Annotated in this window: 9 protein-coding genes and 9 pseudogenes; 3 read left to right on the forward strand and 15 right to left on the reverse strand. The window is 39.8% G+C overall.

Annotation, left to right across the window (positions count from 1 at the left end):
• Positions 1–210 precede the first annotated feature (210 nt).
• Positions 211–881 (reverse strand): annotated as a pseudogene (locus HGD77_RS15555) (IS5 family transposase); the annotation flags it as partial.
• A 524-nt stretch (positions 882–1,405) separates the two neighbouring features.
• On the opposite strand from HGD77_RS15555, the pseudogene ltrA reads away from it, so the two are divergent.
• Positions 1,406–2,646: pseudogene (gene ltrA, locus HGD77_RS15560) on the forward strand (group II intron reverse transcriptase/maturase).
• A 97-nt stretch (positions 2,647–2,743) separates the two neighbouring features.
• On the opposite strand, the pseudogene HGD77_RS15565 reads toward ltrA, so the two are convergent.
• A pseudogene (locus HGD77_RS15565) lies at positions 2,744–3,000 on the reverse strand (transposase); the annotation flags it as partial.
• A gap of 177 nt (positions 3,001–3,177) precedes the next feature.
• Here HGD77_RS15565 and HGD77_RS15570 point away from each other — a divergent pair.
• Positions 3,178–3,845, forward strand: a pseudogene (locus HGD77_RS15570) (epoxyqueuosine reductase QueH).
• Here HGD77_RS15570 and HGD77_RS15575 read toward each other — a convergent pair.
• The 4 genes and pseudogenes from HGD77_RS15575 to HGD77_RS15590 form a co-directional block, all read right to left on the reverse strand.
• Positions 3,842–5,232 (reverse strand): annotated as a pseudogene (locus HGD77_RS15575) (methylenetetrahydrofolate reductase C-terminal domain-containing protein). The pseudogenes HGD77_RS15570 and HGD77_RS15575 sit on opposite strands and share 4 nt — an antisense overlap.
• Positions 5,233–5,420: 188 nt before the next feature.
• Positions 5,421–5,522 (reverse strand): annotated as a pseudogene (locus HGD77_RS15580) (putative oxygenase MesX); the annotation flags it as partial.
• 24 nt (positions 5,523–5,546) lie between these two features.
• Positions 5,547–5,663: pseudogene (locus tag HGD77_RS15585) on the reverse strand (transposase); the annotation flags it as partial.
• A 50-nt stretch (positions 5,664–5,713) separates the two neighbouring features.
• Positions 5,714–6,919 (reverse strand): tyrosine-type recombinase/integrase, encoded by a 1,206-nt coding sequence (locus HGD77_RS15590; RefSeq protein WP_004281814.1) that lies wholly within the window; start codon positions 6,917–6,919, stop codon positions 5,714–5,716.
• A gap of 302 nt (positions 6,920–7,221) precedes the next feature.
• Here HGD77_RS15590 and HGD77_RS15595 point away from each other — a divergent pair, with 302 nt between their 5' ends.
• Positions 7,222–7,653, forward strand: coding sequence for a PPC domain-containing protein (locus HGD77_RS15595; RefSeq protein ID WP_004281816.1), 432 nt, complete (start codon positions 7,222–7,224; stop codon positions 7,651–7,653).
• 118 nt (positions 7,654–7,771) lie between these two features.
• On the opposite strand, the pseudogene HGD77_RS15600 reads toward HGD77_RS15595, so the two are convergent.
• From HGD77_RS15600 to HGD77_RS15640, 9 genes and pseudogenes are all read right to left on the reverse strand, one after another.
• Positions 7,772–8,671: pseudogene (locus HGD77_RS15600) on the reverse strand (IS481 family transposase); the annotation flags it as partial.
• 53 nt (positions 8,672–8,724) lie between these two features.
• Positions 8,725–9,657, reverse strand: coding sequence for an IS5-like element IS17 family transposase (locus tag HGD77_RS15605; protein ID WP_080631276.1), 933 nt, complete (start codon positions 9,655–9,657; stop codon positions 8,725–8,727).
• A 339-nt stretch (positions 9,658–9,996) separates the two neighbouring features.
• Positions 9,997–10,347 (reverse strand): hypothetical protein, encoded by a 351-nt coding sequence (locus HGD77_RS15610; protein WP_004281821.1) that lies wholly within the window; start codon positions 10,345–10,347, stop codon positions 9,997–9,999.
• A 149-nt stretch (positions 10,348–10,496) separates the two neighbouring features.
• A pseudogene (locus HGD77_RS16925) lies at positions 10,497–10,622 on the reverse strand (IS3 family transposase); the annotation flags it as partial.
• Between the two features lie 57 nt (positions 10,623–10,679).
• Positions 10,680–11,402: an IS5-like element ISAba31 family transposase gene (locus HGD77_RS15620; protein WP_005264353.1), complete on the reverse strand. Its 723-nt coding sequence runs from the start codon at positions 11,400–11,402 to the stop codon at positions 10,680–10,682.
• Between the two features lie 398 nt (positions 11,403–11,800).
• Positions 11,801–13,384, reverse strand: coding sequence for an IS66-like element ISAba25 family transposase (locus tag HGD77_RS15625; protein WP_168730562.1), 1,584 nt, complete (start codon positions 13,382–13,384; stop codon positions 11,801–11,803).
• A 74-nt stretch (positions 13,385–13,458) separates the two neighbouring features.
• Entirely contained in the window at positions 13,459–13,794 is a 336-nt protein-coding gene (gene tnpB, locus HGD77_RS15630; protein ID WP_005265675.1) for an IS66 family insertion sequence element accessory protein TnpB, read from the reverse strand.
• A complete protein-coding gene (tnpA, locus tag HGD77_RS15635) occupies positions 13,791–14,174 on the reverse strand; it encodes an IS66-like element accessory protein TnpA (protein ID WP_004733109.1) in 384 nt (127 codons plus the stop codon). The genes tnpB and tnpA overlap by 4 nt, the downstream gene beginning before the upstream one ends.
• A gap of 109 nt (positions 14,175–14,283) precedes the next feature.
• Positions 14,284–14,922 (reverse strand): glutathione S-transferase family protein, encoded by a 639-nt coding sequence (locus tag HGD77_RS15640; RefSeq protein ID WP_004281825.1) that lies wholly within the window; start codon positions 14,920–14,922, stop codon positions 14,284–14,286.
• Positions 14,923–14,927: the final 5 nt, after the last annotated feature.

The raw sequence follows: 14,927 nt of genomic DNA on the forward strand, positions 1-14,927 counted from the left end.
TTAAGATGAGAAATACTCATCTTAATAAATTAAAGATTCTGAGGATTTTTAGTTATTCAGTAAGTTAAGTGGCTATCTAAAATCTTTATCTGAAATTGATAATGTTTTTTGCAACTCTACTAAAGATAATAAATCTCCAACTATCAAGTATGTGTAAAGGCTTTGTTGCACAAAGATTTGAAATGCAAAGCGCCCCTAATTGAGCCAAATTTAAGGCGTAACTTGGGTAAGTGGTCGACCTAATTCCGTAAATCTGTTGAGGACTGCTACACGTGCATGAATCTCATTCACTTGGCTATCAAAGCTCCTTGCACTGAGTTTATCTGCTAATAATTTAATGCAGTGCATCTTGGTTTCAACCAAACTTCGCCGATGATAGCCTGACCATTTTTTCCATAGTGTCCTACCTGAGAAGCACTGCTTCGCAAGATTAACTGTTCGAAGTAATTTATTTCGTTCTAGCGAGCTACTCTTTGTATCTTTCCGTGGTTTCGCATTTTTTCTAGGTGGAATCACCATATGCGCTTGCCGATCTGCAATGACCTGACGGCATTGCTTGGTGTCATAAACTCTATGGGTATAAACAGAGTCAATCCGCTCATCTTGTGGAATTTGATCAAGTAAATCACCAAGCACCTGTGAATCACTGACATTATTGGTTGTGAGCTCAATAGCGCGTATTTGAGGGGTTTTAGCATCTATACCAATTGTAGTTTACGCCATTGGCGACGACATTCAGGTCCATGTTTCTTGCGCTTACACTCGCCCTCACCTAGAAACTTCATGCCTGTAGAGTCCATGAGTAGATGTAGCCCATCGCTACTTTTTTGGTAGCTGATTGCAATATCAATATGCTTTTATCTTCTACAAAGCGTGGTGTACGAATATCAGTGTGCCGCAGCAAGCGGCGTAAGAGATGAGGGTATGGCCCCTCGCTATCGGCTTGCAGGAGCAGGTAGCAAACCACCATAAGCGGCTTGGATCAAAAGTCCCGGTCGTGAGCGTTATGGAAAAGGCGTTGTAAAGGCGTCAGGTAAGAATTAGGAAGGCGAACACCAGTGAACTGCCGTTCAAGTGTCGAAAGTACTCAAATGACATCAAAACCGGGGATGGATGTTGCCCCGCGATCAGTTTGGCCGTTACCTGCTTACGGGCCATTCGGTGTCCGGCGTAGAGGCAGCGCGATCCTAATTCAGGCTTTTACGTTGAACTGCGGGAACCTTCGGTGGCGATGTCAAGCGAAAGGTACAAGCTCAAAAGGCAAGGCCGATAATAGCAATGCGTCACCAAGGGGCGGAGCAGCTCGTAGTAGTGTTGAAGTTACTGTAATGGTAATGGAGCGAAGGGGCTGCATTATCCAGGTCTGCGGTCTTGTCAACTGCACAAGCAGGAGGAACAAGGCTTTATGACCAAACCATTTAACATTCCTAAAGCGTTAATTTGGGAGGCATTCAAGAAAGTCAAAGAGAATGGCGGTGCTGCAGGCATCGATCATGAATCTATTGAGCAATTCGAACACCACTTAAAAGGCAACCTGTATAAACTATGGAATCGACTTTGTTCAGGCAGTTATTTTCCACCGCCAGTCAAAGGTGTTCCGATTCCAAAGAAATCAGGTGGGGTACGTATGTTAGGCATTCCAACAGTAGCGGATCGAGTAGCACAAACAGCTGTCAAGCTTATATTGGAGCCACAGATTGATCCTCTATTTCATCCAACTCTTATGGATATCGTCCAGGGCGTTCTGCCCATGATGCGATAGCTGTGGTGAGACGACGAAGTTGGGAGTATGACTGGGTTGTGGAATTTGATATCAAAGGTCTATTTGATAACATTGACCATAATCTACTCATGCGTGCACTTAAGAAACACTGCGAAATTCCATGGATTCTTCTCTATGTAGAACGCTGGTTAAAAGCACCTATGCAAAATGTAGATGGTCAAGTTTTAGAAAGGAATCACGGCACACCGCAAGGTGGAGTTATCAGTCCTCTATTGGCTAATTTATTTATGCATTATGCTTTTGACATGTGGATTACCAAGAATCTTGCGAGTGTAAGATTCTGCCGCTATGCGGATGATGGAGTAATTCATTGCCGAAGTTTATCTCAAGCCAAACTTGTTTTACAAAAGATTGGTGCACGATTTCGTGAATGTGGACTCGAATTGCATCCAGATAAGACAAAGATTGTTTATTGCCAAGATGTGAATCGTCGCCAAGCATATCCCGATGTTCAATTTACTTTTCTCGGGTACACGTTTAGGCCCCGTAAGGCTGTGGACAAGTATAAAAGAGTTTATGTAAATTTCTCTCCTGCAGTCAGTCGTGATGCACTTAAAGCAATGCGACAGACTATTCGGAAATGGCATCTACATCTGATGTGTAATCGCGAATTAAGTGATTTATCTGCAATATTCAATCCAATTCTTCAAGGTTGGCAGCAATACTATGGTCGATTCCATGGTTCAGCAATGTCAGCGATCTGGCAACACATGAATGCTTATCTTATACGCTGGATGAGGCGTAAGTATAAAAACTTGGCCCGTCATAAAAGACGGGCTAGATATGCCTTAGGGCGACTTGCGCGTGATTTTCCAAATGCCTTTGTGCACTGGAAAATGGGATGTTTACCATCGGTTGGATAATGGGAGCCGGATGAGCTGAGAGGTTCACGTCCGGTTCTGCGAGGGGCTAAGGGTGAGATTCCCTTGGTCTACTCACCCTGATATTCGGGGCTGCTCATCCGCAAAGTTTAATCAGACTTTGCACAAAGCCAGTGACTATACGTAAAGACAGACGGAATAAGGATTTAATCATTAAGCAGCATTGGATGGCTGCGTCGGAGTAGGTTTGATTTCGCCCTTGTTTGCCTTTTGATAGCGCATACCATTGCGTAGCAGGATCAAACCAAATGGCAATATTTCCGCGACTCATGAGTGCTCGGTTATATATGCGGACCAATTGGTTGTGCGGTAGATTTTATGTGTAGGCTTATTCATTTGAAAATTATATCGCTGAAAAGCCTTTACAGATAGGTTTGTGCAACAAAGCCGTTCTTATTAAATTTCAATTAGTGAATTTCTTTCATCTTAACCTTAGAAAATATCAGTATATCAAATCCTTACTATCTAATTAAATCGTTAAAATATAGGGTTTAGATTTAAACCCATATAACTATGTCAAACAAACTTGAACGTCAGAAATTGACTCTCCCAGCAGGTCATGACAAGCTTCTGCTTCACTCCTGCTGTGCACCATGCTCGGGTGAAGTGATGGAAACCCTAATTGAATCAGGCATCGACTTTTCGATCTTTTTTATAATCCCAATATTCACCCTGTCAAGGAATATGAAATCCGTAAGGAAGAAAATATTCGCTTTGCAGAAAAACATAATATTCCTTTTATTGACTGTGATTACGATACAGACAATTGGTTTGCACGTGCCAAAGGCATGGAAAATGAGCCAGAGAAAGGTATTCGCTGTATCATGTGTTTTGATATGCGCTTTGAACGGACTGCCCTTTATGCAGCTGAAAATGGCTTCAGCCTAATTAGTAGCTCATTGGGTATTTCTCGTTGGAAAGATATGAAGCAGATCAATGATTGTGGGCATCGTTCTGCTTCACATTATGAAGGTATCACCTATTGGGACTACAACTGGCGTAAAAATGGTGGTGCTGTTCGTATGCTTGAAATCAGCAAGAAGGAAGAATTCTACCAACAAGAATATTGTGGCTGTGTATACTCCTTACGTGATACCAACCGTTGGCGTATGAGCCAAGGTCGTGATCGCATCAAATTGGGCGTGAAATTTTATTCGAATGCCATGGATGATGAAAGCTAAGCTTCAGTCGCCAGATACCAATTTTTCCAGGAACTGGTTCCACGGACTTCAATGGGTACAGTTGGAATCAGTTTTTCTTTTAGAACGTCAGTCTGTCCCACGGCTTTGGCAAGTCGGGCTTTCACAGAATGAATGCATTCACGATCTCCAAACTCACAGAGATCCAATGTCGTACCACCACAAGGACCATTCGCCAATCCTTTGGGACAAGTTTCAGGGCAAATATATAAAGTATCTCCTAACCTACATTGACCACAACTTTCACAACCCACGACCCCTTGCTTAGAGATAAATTCAGTTTTTAACAATGCTTTTGCTGCAGGAGTATTTTCCCAGAGTGAGGCTTTAAAAATAAAATGCCCCACACCTTTGGCAATTTTGGACTCAAATAGAGCCTTGTGCATGAAATGCAATTGCTGATATTTAATAAGCTGGCTAGAGGATGGTTGGCGGGAATAATAAGCTAATTCTGGCACGAGTTCATTTTTAGTCTTCACTTGCCACAGTGCATTCCAGAGTGCTTCGAGTTCCTGTAAACCATAATGTCGATATTGTTCAATATATTTTTCTAAAAGCTTTTGCTCTTCAGGCTTATGGCATGCTGAAAGATGCACACCTGCAAAACCCAAATATTTACACATCAATATTTGTATAGCACAACGTTTATAAGCATTCTCAGTTCGTCCATCCTGTTCTTCCTGAGCCAACGCTCGTAACATGTGTGGTGTAATCACAATTCCTGCGACATTATGTTTCACCATAAAATTGGCACGTGCCAAACTAAGTGGCATAACACAAGCAAGTATATTTTGTCGGTATCGATGACGATTTAAAAAAGCCTTGGCTTGTTTTAAAGCCTCCATATCGTAACCCAACTGGGTAACGATAAAGTCTGCTCCTGCTTTAATCTTTTTGTGAAGTTTTAAATATTGTGCATCACGTTCAGCTTCAGCATATTTAAAGGGATTAAAAGCTACACCAATATGAAATCCACCATAACACTTTGCGGCCATGACCGCATTTACAGACTCTAAATATCGGGTGCGATTCGTTCCATCTTGACCATTTGTATGCCCTTTTAACTTATCACCTGTGAGAAGCAGTAAATTTTTTGTCCCGAAGCTTGAGTTAATTTTAAGAAGGTCTCAAAATCAGTAATATCCCGACCTTTCCCTGAATAATGGATGATTTTTTCCACTGATGAAGGAAATGTCTTCGCACATTCAAGTGGTGGCAAATCACTATCGGCATGCACTCGATCTGCCAAAGTGATCGCACATGGAAATTCTGCTAAAGACATTGGTACTGCAATGCCCTTAGCAGAACTTAAATATTCCAACAAAATACAAAACTGATTGTGCTTAAAATGGGAAGCAAGCTGTGACATAAAATAAAGTTCAAATAAAAATGATTAAAGCAGGTCGCTATTATATTCGACCTAACAGAATCAGCCCGATTAATCTTAAACAGGCTGATATAGAAAATTTTAGTCAACAATTATGCAATGAATCTATTCAATACATTCAATCAGGCAACTTTCTCATGAGATTCTCGCTCTAATGCGAAATGAAATGCCTATTTTTCAAGAATATTTTGATACGACTTAATGAAGTTCTCTTCTATCCATTTACCTTGCTTAAGATTCAATTGAACACGTTCAACACCGTCATAAACTTTACGAGTTAAGAGAAATCATTATTGTGAACAGACTATTTCTCTAAGTTGATTCATCACAACATGTAATTTATAGCCATAGAACCGGCCCATTGAGCTTTTACCACGAGATGCAATTTTAGATAATGATTTATGGCGGTGAATAGGTTTGTGCAACAAAGCCTATTCTAATTAAAACTTAGATTTCATAACCATTAATTTACAGTACAACTATCAATAAAATCGCCCCACCATTGCATCATTTCCATACGCTGATTAAAATATTCTGCATGATTATAACTTGCACGGGTTTTATTTTTATCAGTATGAGATAGCTGTGCTTCAATCCAATTTGATTGAAATAAACCGGATTCATTTAATATGGTACTAAATGTCGATCGTAACCCATGAGAAGTTAATTCATTTTTAGTATATCCCATTTTTCTGATAATCAAGTTCAGGGTATTAAAATGAATAGGTTTATTATTATTTCGGGGGCTAGAAAACACATATTTCTCGCCATGAGACCAAACGAGTGCTGATTTCACAACTTCAAGTGCTTGATCAGATAGTGGAACAAAAAAATCAGGGATATCATGACCTAAAATAACCTTTCTTCTATATTGTTTAATATGTAAGGCTGGTATTTTCCATATTTTTTTATCTAGATCGAAGTGATGTGGTTCACAAAGCAATAATTCTCCACCACGGACGCCTGTATATAATTTAAATAACAGGGCTTTTTTAATAATAGGATCTGTATTAATCTGATTTAATTTAGCTAAGAAATTAGATAGTTCATCTGAATTCAAATGAGGATAGTTTTTCTTAATCTTATTGTTGACTAATATTTTATGAAGTCCATGTGCAATATTATATTCACAATACCCCATCGCTACCGCATAATCATAAATCTGATTTAAATAACTATAGGCTTTCTTTACAGGTTCTTTTACATTTCTAGATTCTATCTTTTTAATAATCTTAACTAGATCATATCTTTTAATTTCAATAAATGGCATTAGTCCAATATTTGGATAAACATCCTGATCTAAACATTTTTTTGCGAGCTGAATTACACCGCATCGTGGTTCATCTTCAAAGGAATTTTTAATTTTAAATTCTAACCACTCTTCACAAATATCCTGAAAAGTTTTGATGTATTTTTTATGCAGTGGTTTATTTTCATAATTATTAAATTTATATTCATCCCGGACTGATCTGGCCTCTTTCAAGGACATTACAGGATATTCACCCAACTTCATGCGAGGACGTTTATTTGTCCCTGCAAGTGAATAGCGGTAACTCCAAGATTTACGTCCGTTTGGTTCTACCTTCAAACTTAAGCCGTCATCATCTGCCAGAAAATAGATTTTTTCCTTTGATTTAGCTTGACGTACCTTAATTTCAGTAAGACTCATGAATTTTTAACCTAACCACAAATGGCACTGCTCAATTGAATTATAACAAATTTAAGCGATATTCATATGATGCGTATCATACGCATCACATATTTTTATAAGTAATTGTTAAATAAAATTTATATTTAGATTGGTTATTCCCTAGTAACCAATTAATTAACCATTGATTTTGCAAGTCTTAAATTGGCATTTGAAGTGCAGCCCCATGTTATGACTATTCACATTTCTGCTCTATGATTCATGGTTACTTATTAGTTATGTTATTACGTCAGGAGCGATACAAGAATTAGGGTAACCTTATTATGGAAATAGCGAATACGAAATTACTAGCTGGCGCTTTGATAGCCCTAACTTTAACTATAGTTAGCCCTGTCGTACTTGCAAATGATAACAATGATATACGAAAGACTATTGTAGTTAAATTTGCTAAAAAAGCTCACTCTGCAAATTATTACGGAAGGATAGATGGATACAAGTATGATTCCTACAAATTTTATGCTAAAAAAGGGCAAAAGTTAAAAGTGAAGTTGACTGGAGGAAATGTTGAAGCTTACTTATGGGGTAATCAATTAAAAGACTCCATCAATCTTGGAGAATATTCTCCAGAGCTTGATGATAAGGGTATTTATATTTTACCTGCTTCAGGTGAGTATGAAATTAGAGTATTACAACCTAGATCACAGGCAAGAAAAGATAAAAAACCTCAATACTGGATGAGTATTAACATTAAATAAAGACTTGCTAGATTTTTTTAAGCTTTTATACCAGGGTTCAAAAACTATTGCCAGTTAAACGGGGCGTGATTTTTACGTATATGTTTTTATATTAGTAAAAATGATATAGATACGTAATTCATAGAGATCGTTTCAATTTAGCAATCTCTAAATACATCTTGTAACTGGCATGTTGAATCCGTTCATTTGAGGGGGCGTATTGCTTCTGGACTTCATCTAAGAAAGGAGTTTCTTCACATAATTCAAAGTACCTTTCCATCGGTGTTTTACCTTGCAAAGCTGAATGTGGTCTCATCCAGTTACAGTAATGCTGCCATTCTGCCATTCTGCCAGTTTGCTCTGAATTTCCTCTGAATCGATATCTACAGTAGCGTAGAACTCAGATTTATCAGTCTTTTGTGAGCGCTACCTTGCCATTCAGATGAGGTGAACCCGGTTTATTCGGCCTAAATTTGATCCCATACTGCATCATTTTTTCTGTATTTTTTCAACAAAGAATTCTCGTTCACGATCGGTCTGTATTCGCTGTATGGGAAAAGGCATTTCTTCAATTACACAGTTAAAAAGTCGAGTGTATTCGCAGCTGTTCGGCGTTTATATATCCTTAAAACGCGATATCGTGTGCAGTCATCGATAGATGTGTACTGATATAGTCCAGGACCCAGTTTACAGGTATCCATTTGAATTCTATCGCCTGGTAATGGACGTTCATAACAAATGTAATCTACTTTACGACGGAATTTTTTAATCGGTTTGACTTAATGGGTGGATAGTACTTTATGGATAGTCGCCAAGGACAACGAGACTCCGTGCAGCTCATTAATTCGGTTTGCAAACGTCGAGCACCAAGATTTCTAGCTGAGCGCATTTCCAATATTAAAGCTTCTAGCTCAGCATTGATTTTAGTATTTGGCGATTTTAAGGGACATTTACTATGACTACTTAATCCATCAATACCTTGTTCAGAATATCGTTTCCACCACTTGCGTAAAGTTGGTCTAGAAATGCCACATCTCCGAGGCTTTGTTGCACAAAGATTTGAAATACAAAGCGCCCCTAATTGAGCCAAATTTAAGGCGTAACTTGGGTAAGTGGTCGACCTAATTCCGTAAATCTGTTGAGGACTGCTACACGTGCATGAATTTCATTCACCTGACTAGGAAAGCTTCTTGCCATTAATTTATCGCCTAATAATTTGATGCAATGCATCTTGGTTTCCACCAAACTGCGGCGATGATAGCCTGACCATTTTTTCCATAATGTCCTGCCTAAACGTTTAACTGTTCGAAGTAATTCATTTCGCTCTAGCGAGCTACTCTTTGTATCTTTCCATGGTTTCGCATTTTTTCTAGGTGGAATCACCGCATGTGCTTGCCGATCTGCAATGACCTGACGGCATTGCTTGGTGTCATAAGCTCCATCGGTATAAACAGAGTCAATCTGCTCATCTTGTGGAATCTGATTAAGTAAATCACCAAGCACCTGTGAATCACTGACATTATTGGTTGTGAGCTGAATAGCGCGTATTTGTAGGGTTTTGGCATCTATACCAATATGTAGTTTACGCCATTGGCGACGATATTCAGCTCCATGTTTCTTGCGTTTCCATTCGCCCTCACCTAGAAACTTCATGCCTGTAGAGTCTACGAGTAGATGCAGCCCATCGCTACTTTTTTGGTAGCTGATTGCAATATCAATATGCTGTTGTCGTCTACAAATTGTAGTGTAGTCTGGCGCTATCCAATTTAATCCGCAAAGTTTAATCAGACTTTGCACAAAGCCAGTGACCATACGTAAAGACAGACGGAATAAGGATTTAATCATTAAGCAGCATTGGATGGCTGCGTCGGAGTAGGTTTGATTTCGCCCTTGTTTGCCTTTTGATGGCGCATACCATTGCGTAGCAGGATCAAACCAAATGGCAATATTTCCGCGACTCATGAGTGCTCGGTTATATGCGGGCCAATTGGTTGTGCGGTAGATTTTGTGTGTAGGCTTCTTCATTTGAAAATTATATCGCTGAAAAAGCCTTTACAGATAGGTTTGTGCAACAAAGCCCATCTCCGACAAACCAGGCCAGTATTATTGGTCTCTTCAAATAATTTAACCCATACGAGTCTTTGTTGAATTTCTCTGTTCATAGACACCCATTATATTGAAGTGATGTCTATGAATCACACAGATTATCATAAGGCTTTTGAAACTGTCGCACCTCATGTTTGAATTCACCCATTAACAGAGTGCGAATTAGTCCTTGATCATGTTTGACCACATTTCAAGGAATAGTGTCCAACTTTCGGTATGCAGATTATGGTGTGGGGTTCTCTTAAAGTTTAAACCTTATTATTTTACTTCAGTAATGCTGATTGGCTGGTCTTTTACAAATTCAACAACCCCTTCACCACGTTTAAAGTGAATTGAAACTCCATTATTATTAGCTAAACGAATACCACTACCAGCAACTGTTTGCTTTAAACGATATACCATGCCTGAGTTATCAGTCATTAAAGCAGTTTCAAAGTTATCCGATGATTTCAGAAAAATTAATAAACCATTCGGACCAGAAAATTTAAGGACCTGCGTATCAGCTGAAGTATTGCTTGTAGCCTTATCTTGTAAAGTTTCAGTCTTTGGACTCGAAGTACACCCAGTCATTGCTAAAACTAACAAAGTTAAACTTAAAAAATATTTCATTTAACTACCTTTTTATCTGTAAATCATAGGTGTATTTATACTAATTGTTATAATTTAACAATAAAACAAATATTACTTTTTTTTACATAAAAAAGCCATAAATCGCATTTTGAACCTTACCGGATTTATCGGAGATTTTTTTATTTAAGTTAGGCCACCTGACCTAACGGGTTAATCTTATCATAGTACATTGCCTCAAACTCAAAAGGCGATACATATCCCAGTGCACTGTGTACATACTTTTTATTGAACCAATCTACCCAATTTAATGTCGCTTGAGAAGCAATGCTTCTCATCTCAGGAAAGTTGGTCTCCGACAAACCCGGTACGGTTCAGGCTAAAGCAACAGAACTTTGATAATTTCTTTTGAGCTTGTCATATCGAGTAGCTATTCCTCTAAATTGCTTTAATCTACAAAACATATTTTCAACTAAATGCCTGATTTTATATAAATACCAGTCCATATGGTCATTGTTCGATTGGCTATTCGTTTTCTTTGGTATATTCGCTTTAGTCCCTGTGTTCCTGATCTGTTCACGCAGTGGTTCTGAATCATAGCCTTTATCTGCACATACCACTTTTGTCTCTTTTAAATCTAATGTTGATATTAAATCAGGTGCAACTTTAACATCATGTGTGGTTCCATCGGTAATCATGAAATCAATAGGATTGCCATGTGCATCAACAATCAAATGTATTTTTGAGGAGTTTCCTCCTACACTTTTAGAAATAGATTGATTCGCTATGCCGGCAGAATGTTGATGAGCACGTACATGAGAGCCATCAATAAAAATCCACTCCATATCGGGGCATGAGGCTAGTAATTTGAATAATCTAAGTAACTTACCGCTGCTTGACCAACGATTAAAACGTTTGAAAATAGAGTTTGAATGACCAAAACAGCAAGGAATATCTCGCCACGGACAGCCTGTTCTAATTCTATAGAGAATAGCTTCAATAAAATTGCGTAAATTTGAGTTGTGGTGAATGGATAAATTACGCAGAATAACTTTCAACTTTTGCCAGTGTTGATCTGTCAGCATGGTACGAGGCATAGCGAATAGTAAAATTGGGTTTGGCGATTTGATTTTACTACTTCGCTATTTTTTTAAGCTAAAAGTGTCAACACACCCTACTTGTTTAATACCCCGAGGAATAATTTAATCTTGCTGTGCGTTAGTCACGTTTCTTTCTTTCAAAAGTTGATTATATCTTTCAACGTAACCGTCGTGATATTCAAGCCCTTTTGATAGGAATTTGCAGTGAAAGAATAGGCGAAACTTGTCTTAAATAATGGTAATTCCTTATCTTTAAAATAGAGAACGCCCGATGAAATTCATTAGGCGTTTACTTTAAATAAGTGTCAGCTTATTTTATAACCAGATGTACTTGTCAATCATGATTCTTTTTCTCAATTGCCTTGTAAGCGTGCGCTGAACCCCATAGCTATTTTTTAATTTTGGTCGGGTTTCCAGCGGTGCGGCAGCAATTCTTCTATTTGGCTCACTTTATGTGTCGGTAACCTTTTCAGCACATCACTTAAATAGGCATACGGATCCAAGCCATTCAGCTTTGCTGACTGGATTAAAGTCATGATATTCGCCGCTCGCTGACCACTGCGCAGCGAGCCAGCAAACAGCCAGTTCTTGCGTCCTAAGGCCCAAGGTCGCATTTGATTCTCTACCCAATTATTGCAAATCGGTAGATTGCCATCATCCAAATAGCGGCTTAAAGCTGGCCAACGCTTCAGAGTGTAATTGATCGCCTTGGCGGTGGGAGAACTCGATGGCACCGTCAGATGATGTTGGTTGAGCCATTCATACAGTTGTTGCATCACCGGTTGACTATGCTGTTGCCGGTATTCGCGGCGGTCTTCCGCTGTACTATCGGTCTTTTTCCTGAGTTCTGCTTCTATCCCATACAGTTTCTGAATCAGCACTAATGCCTGTTCAGCGACCTGACTTTTCCCGGTCACATGCAGTTCATGGAATTTACGACGTGCATGGGCCATGCAGCCCACCTCAATCACCTGGCCTGATTTAAAACGTGCTTTATAACCACTGTAATCATCACAGACTAGATAGCCCTGCCAGCCTTTCAAGAACTCTTCAGCATGCTGGCCTGAACGACTATCCTGAAAGTCATAGATCACCGCCTGAACTGGATTATACTGTGTGGTGGCATAGGCCCAGACATAACCTTTCTTCGGTTTTTTATTATTCTCACCCATCCGCATGATGGTGACCGGTGTTTCATCTGCATGCAGCACCCGCTGTTGCAGCACCACCTCTTTTAAGGCATTGGCCAGAGGTTCCAGTTCTACACCGCAGCGACCTATCCAGTCAGATAAAGTGGATCTGGACAGATCAATGCCAGCCCGCTGATAGATCAGGCGCTGACGGTACAGCGGCAAATGATCGGCATACTTCGATACCAGCACATGGCTGAGCAATTCAGGTGAAGCAATGCCTTTATCAATCACATAGGCGGGCATCGCTTGCTGAGTTAGAGTGTCACACTGATCACAGACCCATTTACCACGCACATGCTGTTCCTTATAGAACTGTGCCGGTCTGAAATGCAGTTTTTCACTGACATCTTCGCCGATACGACGGAGTTGGCAGCCACAAGCACATTGGGTTGATGCAGGTTCATGCTCAATACGGATGGTGTGTAGATGATCTGGCAGTGGTCGACGTTTAGGTTTATTGGTTTTGGCTTTCTGTGTCGCTGCATTGGTTTTATCTGCATTTAGCCGTTCCAGTTCTAGATCAACCGCGGCAATATCTTCTTCAACCGCTTCATCCCACAGATGGATTTGTTTTGCCGTTAAGTGTTCATTCTTTTGGGCGAATTTGTGCTTTTTAAACAGCGCCAGTTCATGCTCGTATTTTTGATTGAGAATAGAAAGATGTTGAACTTTGGCATCCAATTGTTGGTTTGATTGTGCTAGAGACTGATGCTGCAGCGCCAACTGCCTGGTGAATTCCAGCAGTTGTTCATGGGTCAGTTGGCTTAAATCAGGCAGCGTATTCATGACCGCAGTATGCCTGAGGTCATGAGAAGAATGAAATAGAACGTTTGGAGAATAGCAGAATGGTCGAGCCTGGTTTAAAGCATCGTCACCACCTGCTGTCGTCCAATGCGCTGCCAGGGCAAACCTTGGATCAGTGCCTGTAACTGTTCCGGGCTGAGGGCCACGGTTTCACCTTGGTGAACTTGAGCCCAGTGAAATTTGCCCTGTTCCAGCCGCCGGGCACACAGCCAGATGCCCAATCCATCATGTACCAGCACTTTCATGCGATGGCCACGTTTATTACAGAACAGGTAAGCACAATGCGGTTTGATGTAGCCAAAGGCTCTCACCACCTGAGCCATGGTCGTATCCATACCTGCTCGCATATCCAGAGGTTGGGTAGAAAGCCAGATTTCATCAATGCGGATCATGTTGCAAGTGCCTTGAGTAATTCTGCTAAAGCAGATATTTCTGATACTTGCCATTTCAAGCCAATTTCTGCTTTTGAGTGGGGTAAAGTAATTTGAACCGTTAACATGTCAGTAGGAGTAGGATCTAATGGTGTAGAGCAAGATAAGGCAATAAATGCAGGTTTATTCGGTAGTGGTGAGCGATCATTCCCTGGCTTACCATCAATTAAGCGAATCCATTTGGATACAAGATTTGTATTCAATCCATGTTGCAAAGCGACCGAAGCAATTGAAACGTCCGGTGCTTTACAAGCCTGAACGATCTGCTGTTTAAATTCAGCACTGTATGTTCTTCGTTTTTTCGCAAGAGATGCGATGGATGTCTGGTGATTTGTAGTCATAAATTTTAGTCCCCACTTGTTTTTAAGTGGGGACTAAATTAAGGCTTATAGGATGAATTCATAAGGTGTGTTCAGCGGACGCTTACATTGCCTTAAAAAAACAATCTTGCTATTTTTGACTTTTCACACCATTTTGTTCAATTTGTACTGCGGCTTGCCAGCTAGGTAGTTGGCTTAAACCTGCTACGTAACGTTGGATATGGGGATAATTTTCACCTTGTCCCATATGATAAACTAAAGCATGTAGTCCAAAGCCCATCATAAAGTCAGCACCGGTTAAACGGTCTGCCACTAGAAATTCTTTATCTTTTAAATATTCATTTAAATGGCCAAATACTTTATCGAACTCAACTTGAGTATAATTTTCTAGAAATACCAACTTCGTGCCCTGCTTGGTTTCTATCGTATTAAACGTTTTTAACAAAAATGGCAGCATGGCAGAGCTTTCTGAGAAATGAATCCACTGTAAATAATCGACATAGGTAGATTCATCCATATCTGGTGCTAAATGCGGCGCAAGTTTCTGAATTAATAACTCAACGATTGCGCCTGACTCTGCAATAACTTTGCCATCCCATTCCAATACTGGAGATTTCCCTAAAGGGTGAATGGTTTTTAAAGAGTCAGGGGCCAAATGCGTGCTTGAGTCACGATAATAGCGTTTCAGCTCATAGGGCTGCTTGATTTCTTCAAGTAACCACAAAATGCGAAAAGAACGTGATTGATCTAAATGATGTAGTGTGATCATGATAA

It is taken from the genome of Acinetobacter sp. NEB149 (assembly GCF_012516415.1).
Taxonomy (GTDB): domain Bacteria; phylum Pseudomonadota; class Gammaproteobacteria; order Pseudomonadales; family Moraxellaceae; genus Acinetobacter; species Acinetobacter lwoffii_V.

What these genes read in the sequence shown, in the direction of transcription:
- HGD77_RS15640 (WP_004281825.1), bottom strand. Translation starts at nt 14,922, where the DNA reads ATGATCACACTACATCATTTAGATCAATCACGTTCTTTTCGCATTTTG.
- tnpB (WP_005265675.1), bottom strand. Translation starts at nt 13,794, where the DNA reads ATGATCCGCATTGATGAAATCTGGCTTTCTACCCAACCTCTGGATATG.
- HGD77_RS15595 (WP_004281816.1), top strand. Translation starts at nt 7,222, where the DNA reads ATGGAAATAGCGAATACGAAATTACTAGCTGGCGCTTTGATAGCCCTA.
- HGD77_RS15625 (WP_168730562.1), bottom strand. Translation starts at nt 13,384, where the DNA reads ATGAATACGCTGCCTGATTTAAGCCAACTGACCCATGAACAACTGCTG.
- HGD77_RS15620 (WP_005264353.1), bottom strand. Translation starts at nt 11,402, where the DNA reads ATGCCTCGTACCATGCTGACAGATCAACACTGGCAAAAGTTGAAAGTT.
- HGD77_RS15610 (WP_004281821.1), bottom strand. Translation starts at nt 10,347, where the DNA reads ATGAAATATTTTTTAAGTTTAACTTTGTTAGTTTTAGCAATGACTGGG.
- tnpA (WP_004733109.1), bottom strand. Translation starts at nt 14,174, where the DNA reads ATGACTACAAATCACCAGACATCCATCGCATCTCTTGCGAAAAAACGA.
- HGD77_RS15605 (WP_080631276.1), bottom strand. Translation starts at nt 9,657, where the DNA reads ATGAAGAAGCCTACACACAAAATCTACCGCACAACCAATTGGCCCGCA.
- HGD77_RS15590 (WP_004281814.1), bottom strand. Translation starts at nt 6,919, where the DNA reads ATGAGTCTTACTGAAATTAAGGTACGTCAAGCTAAATCAAAGGAAAAA.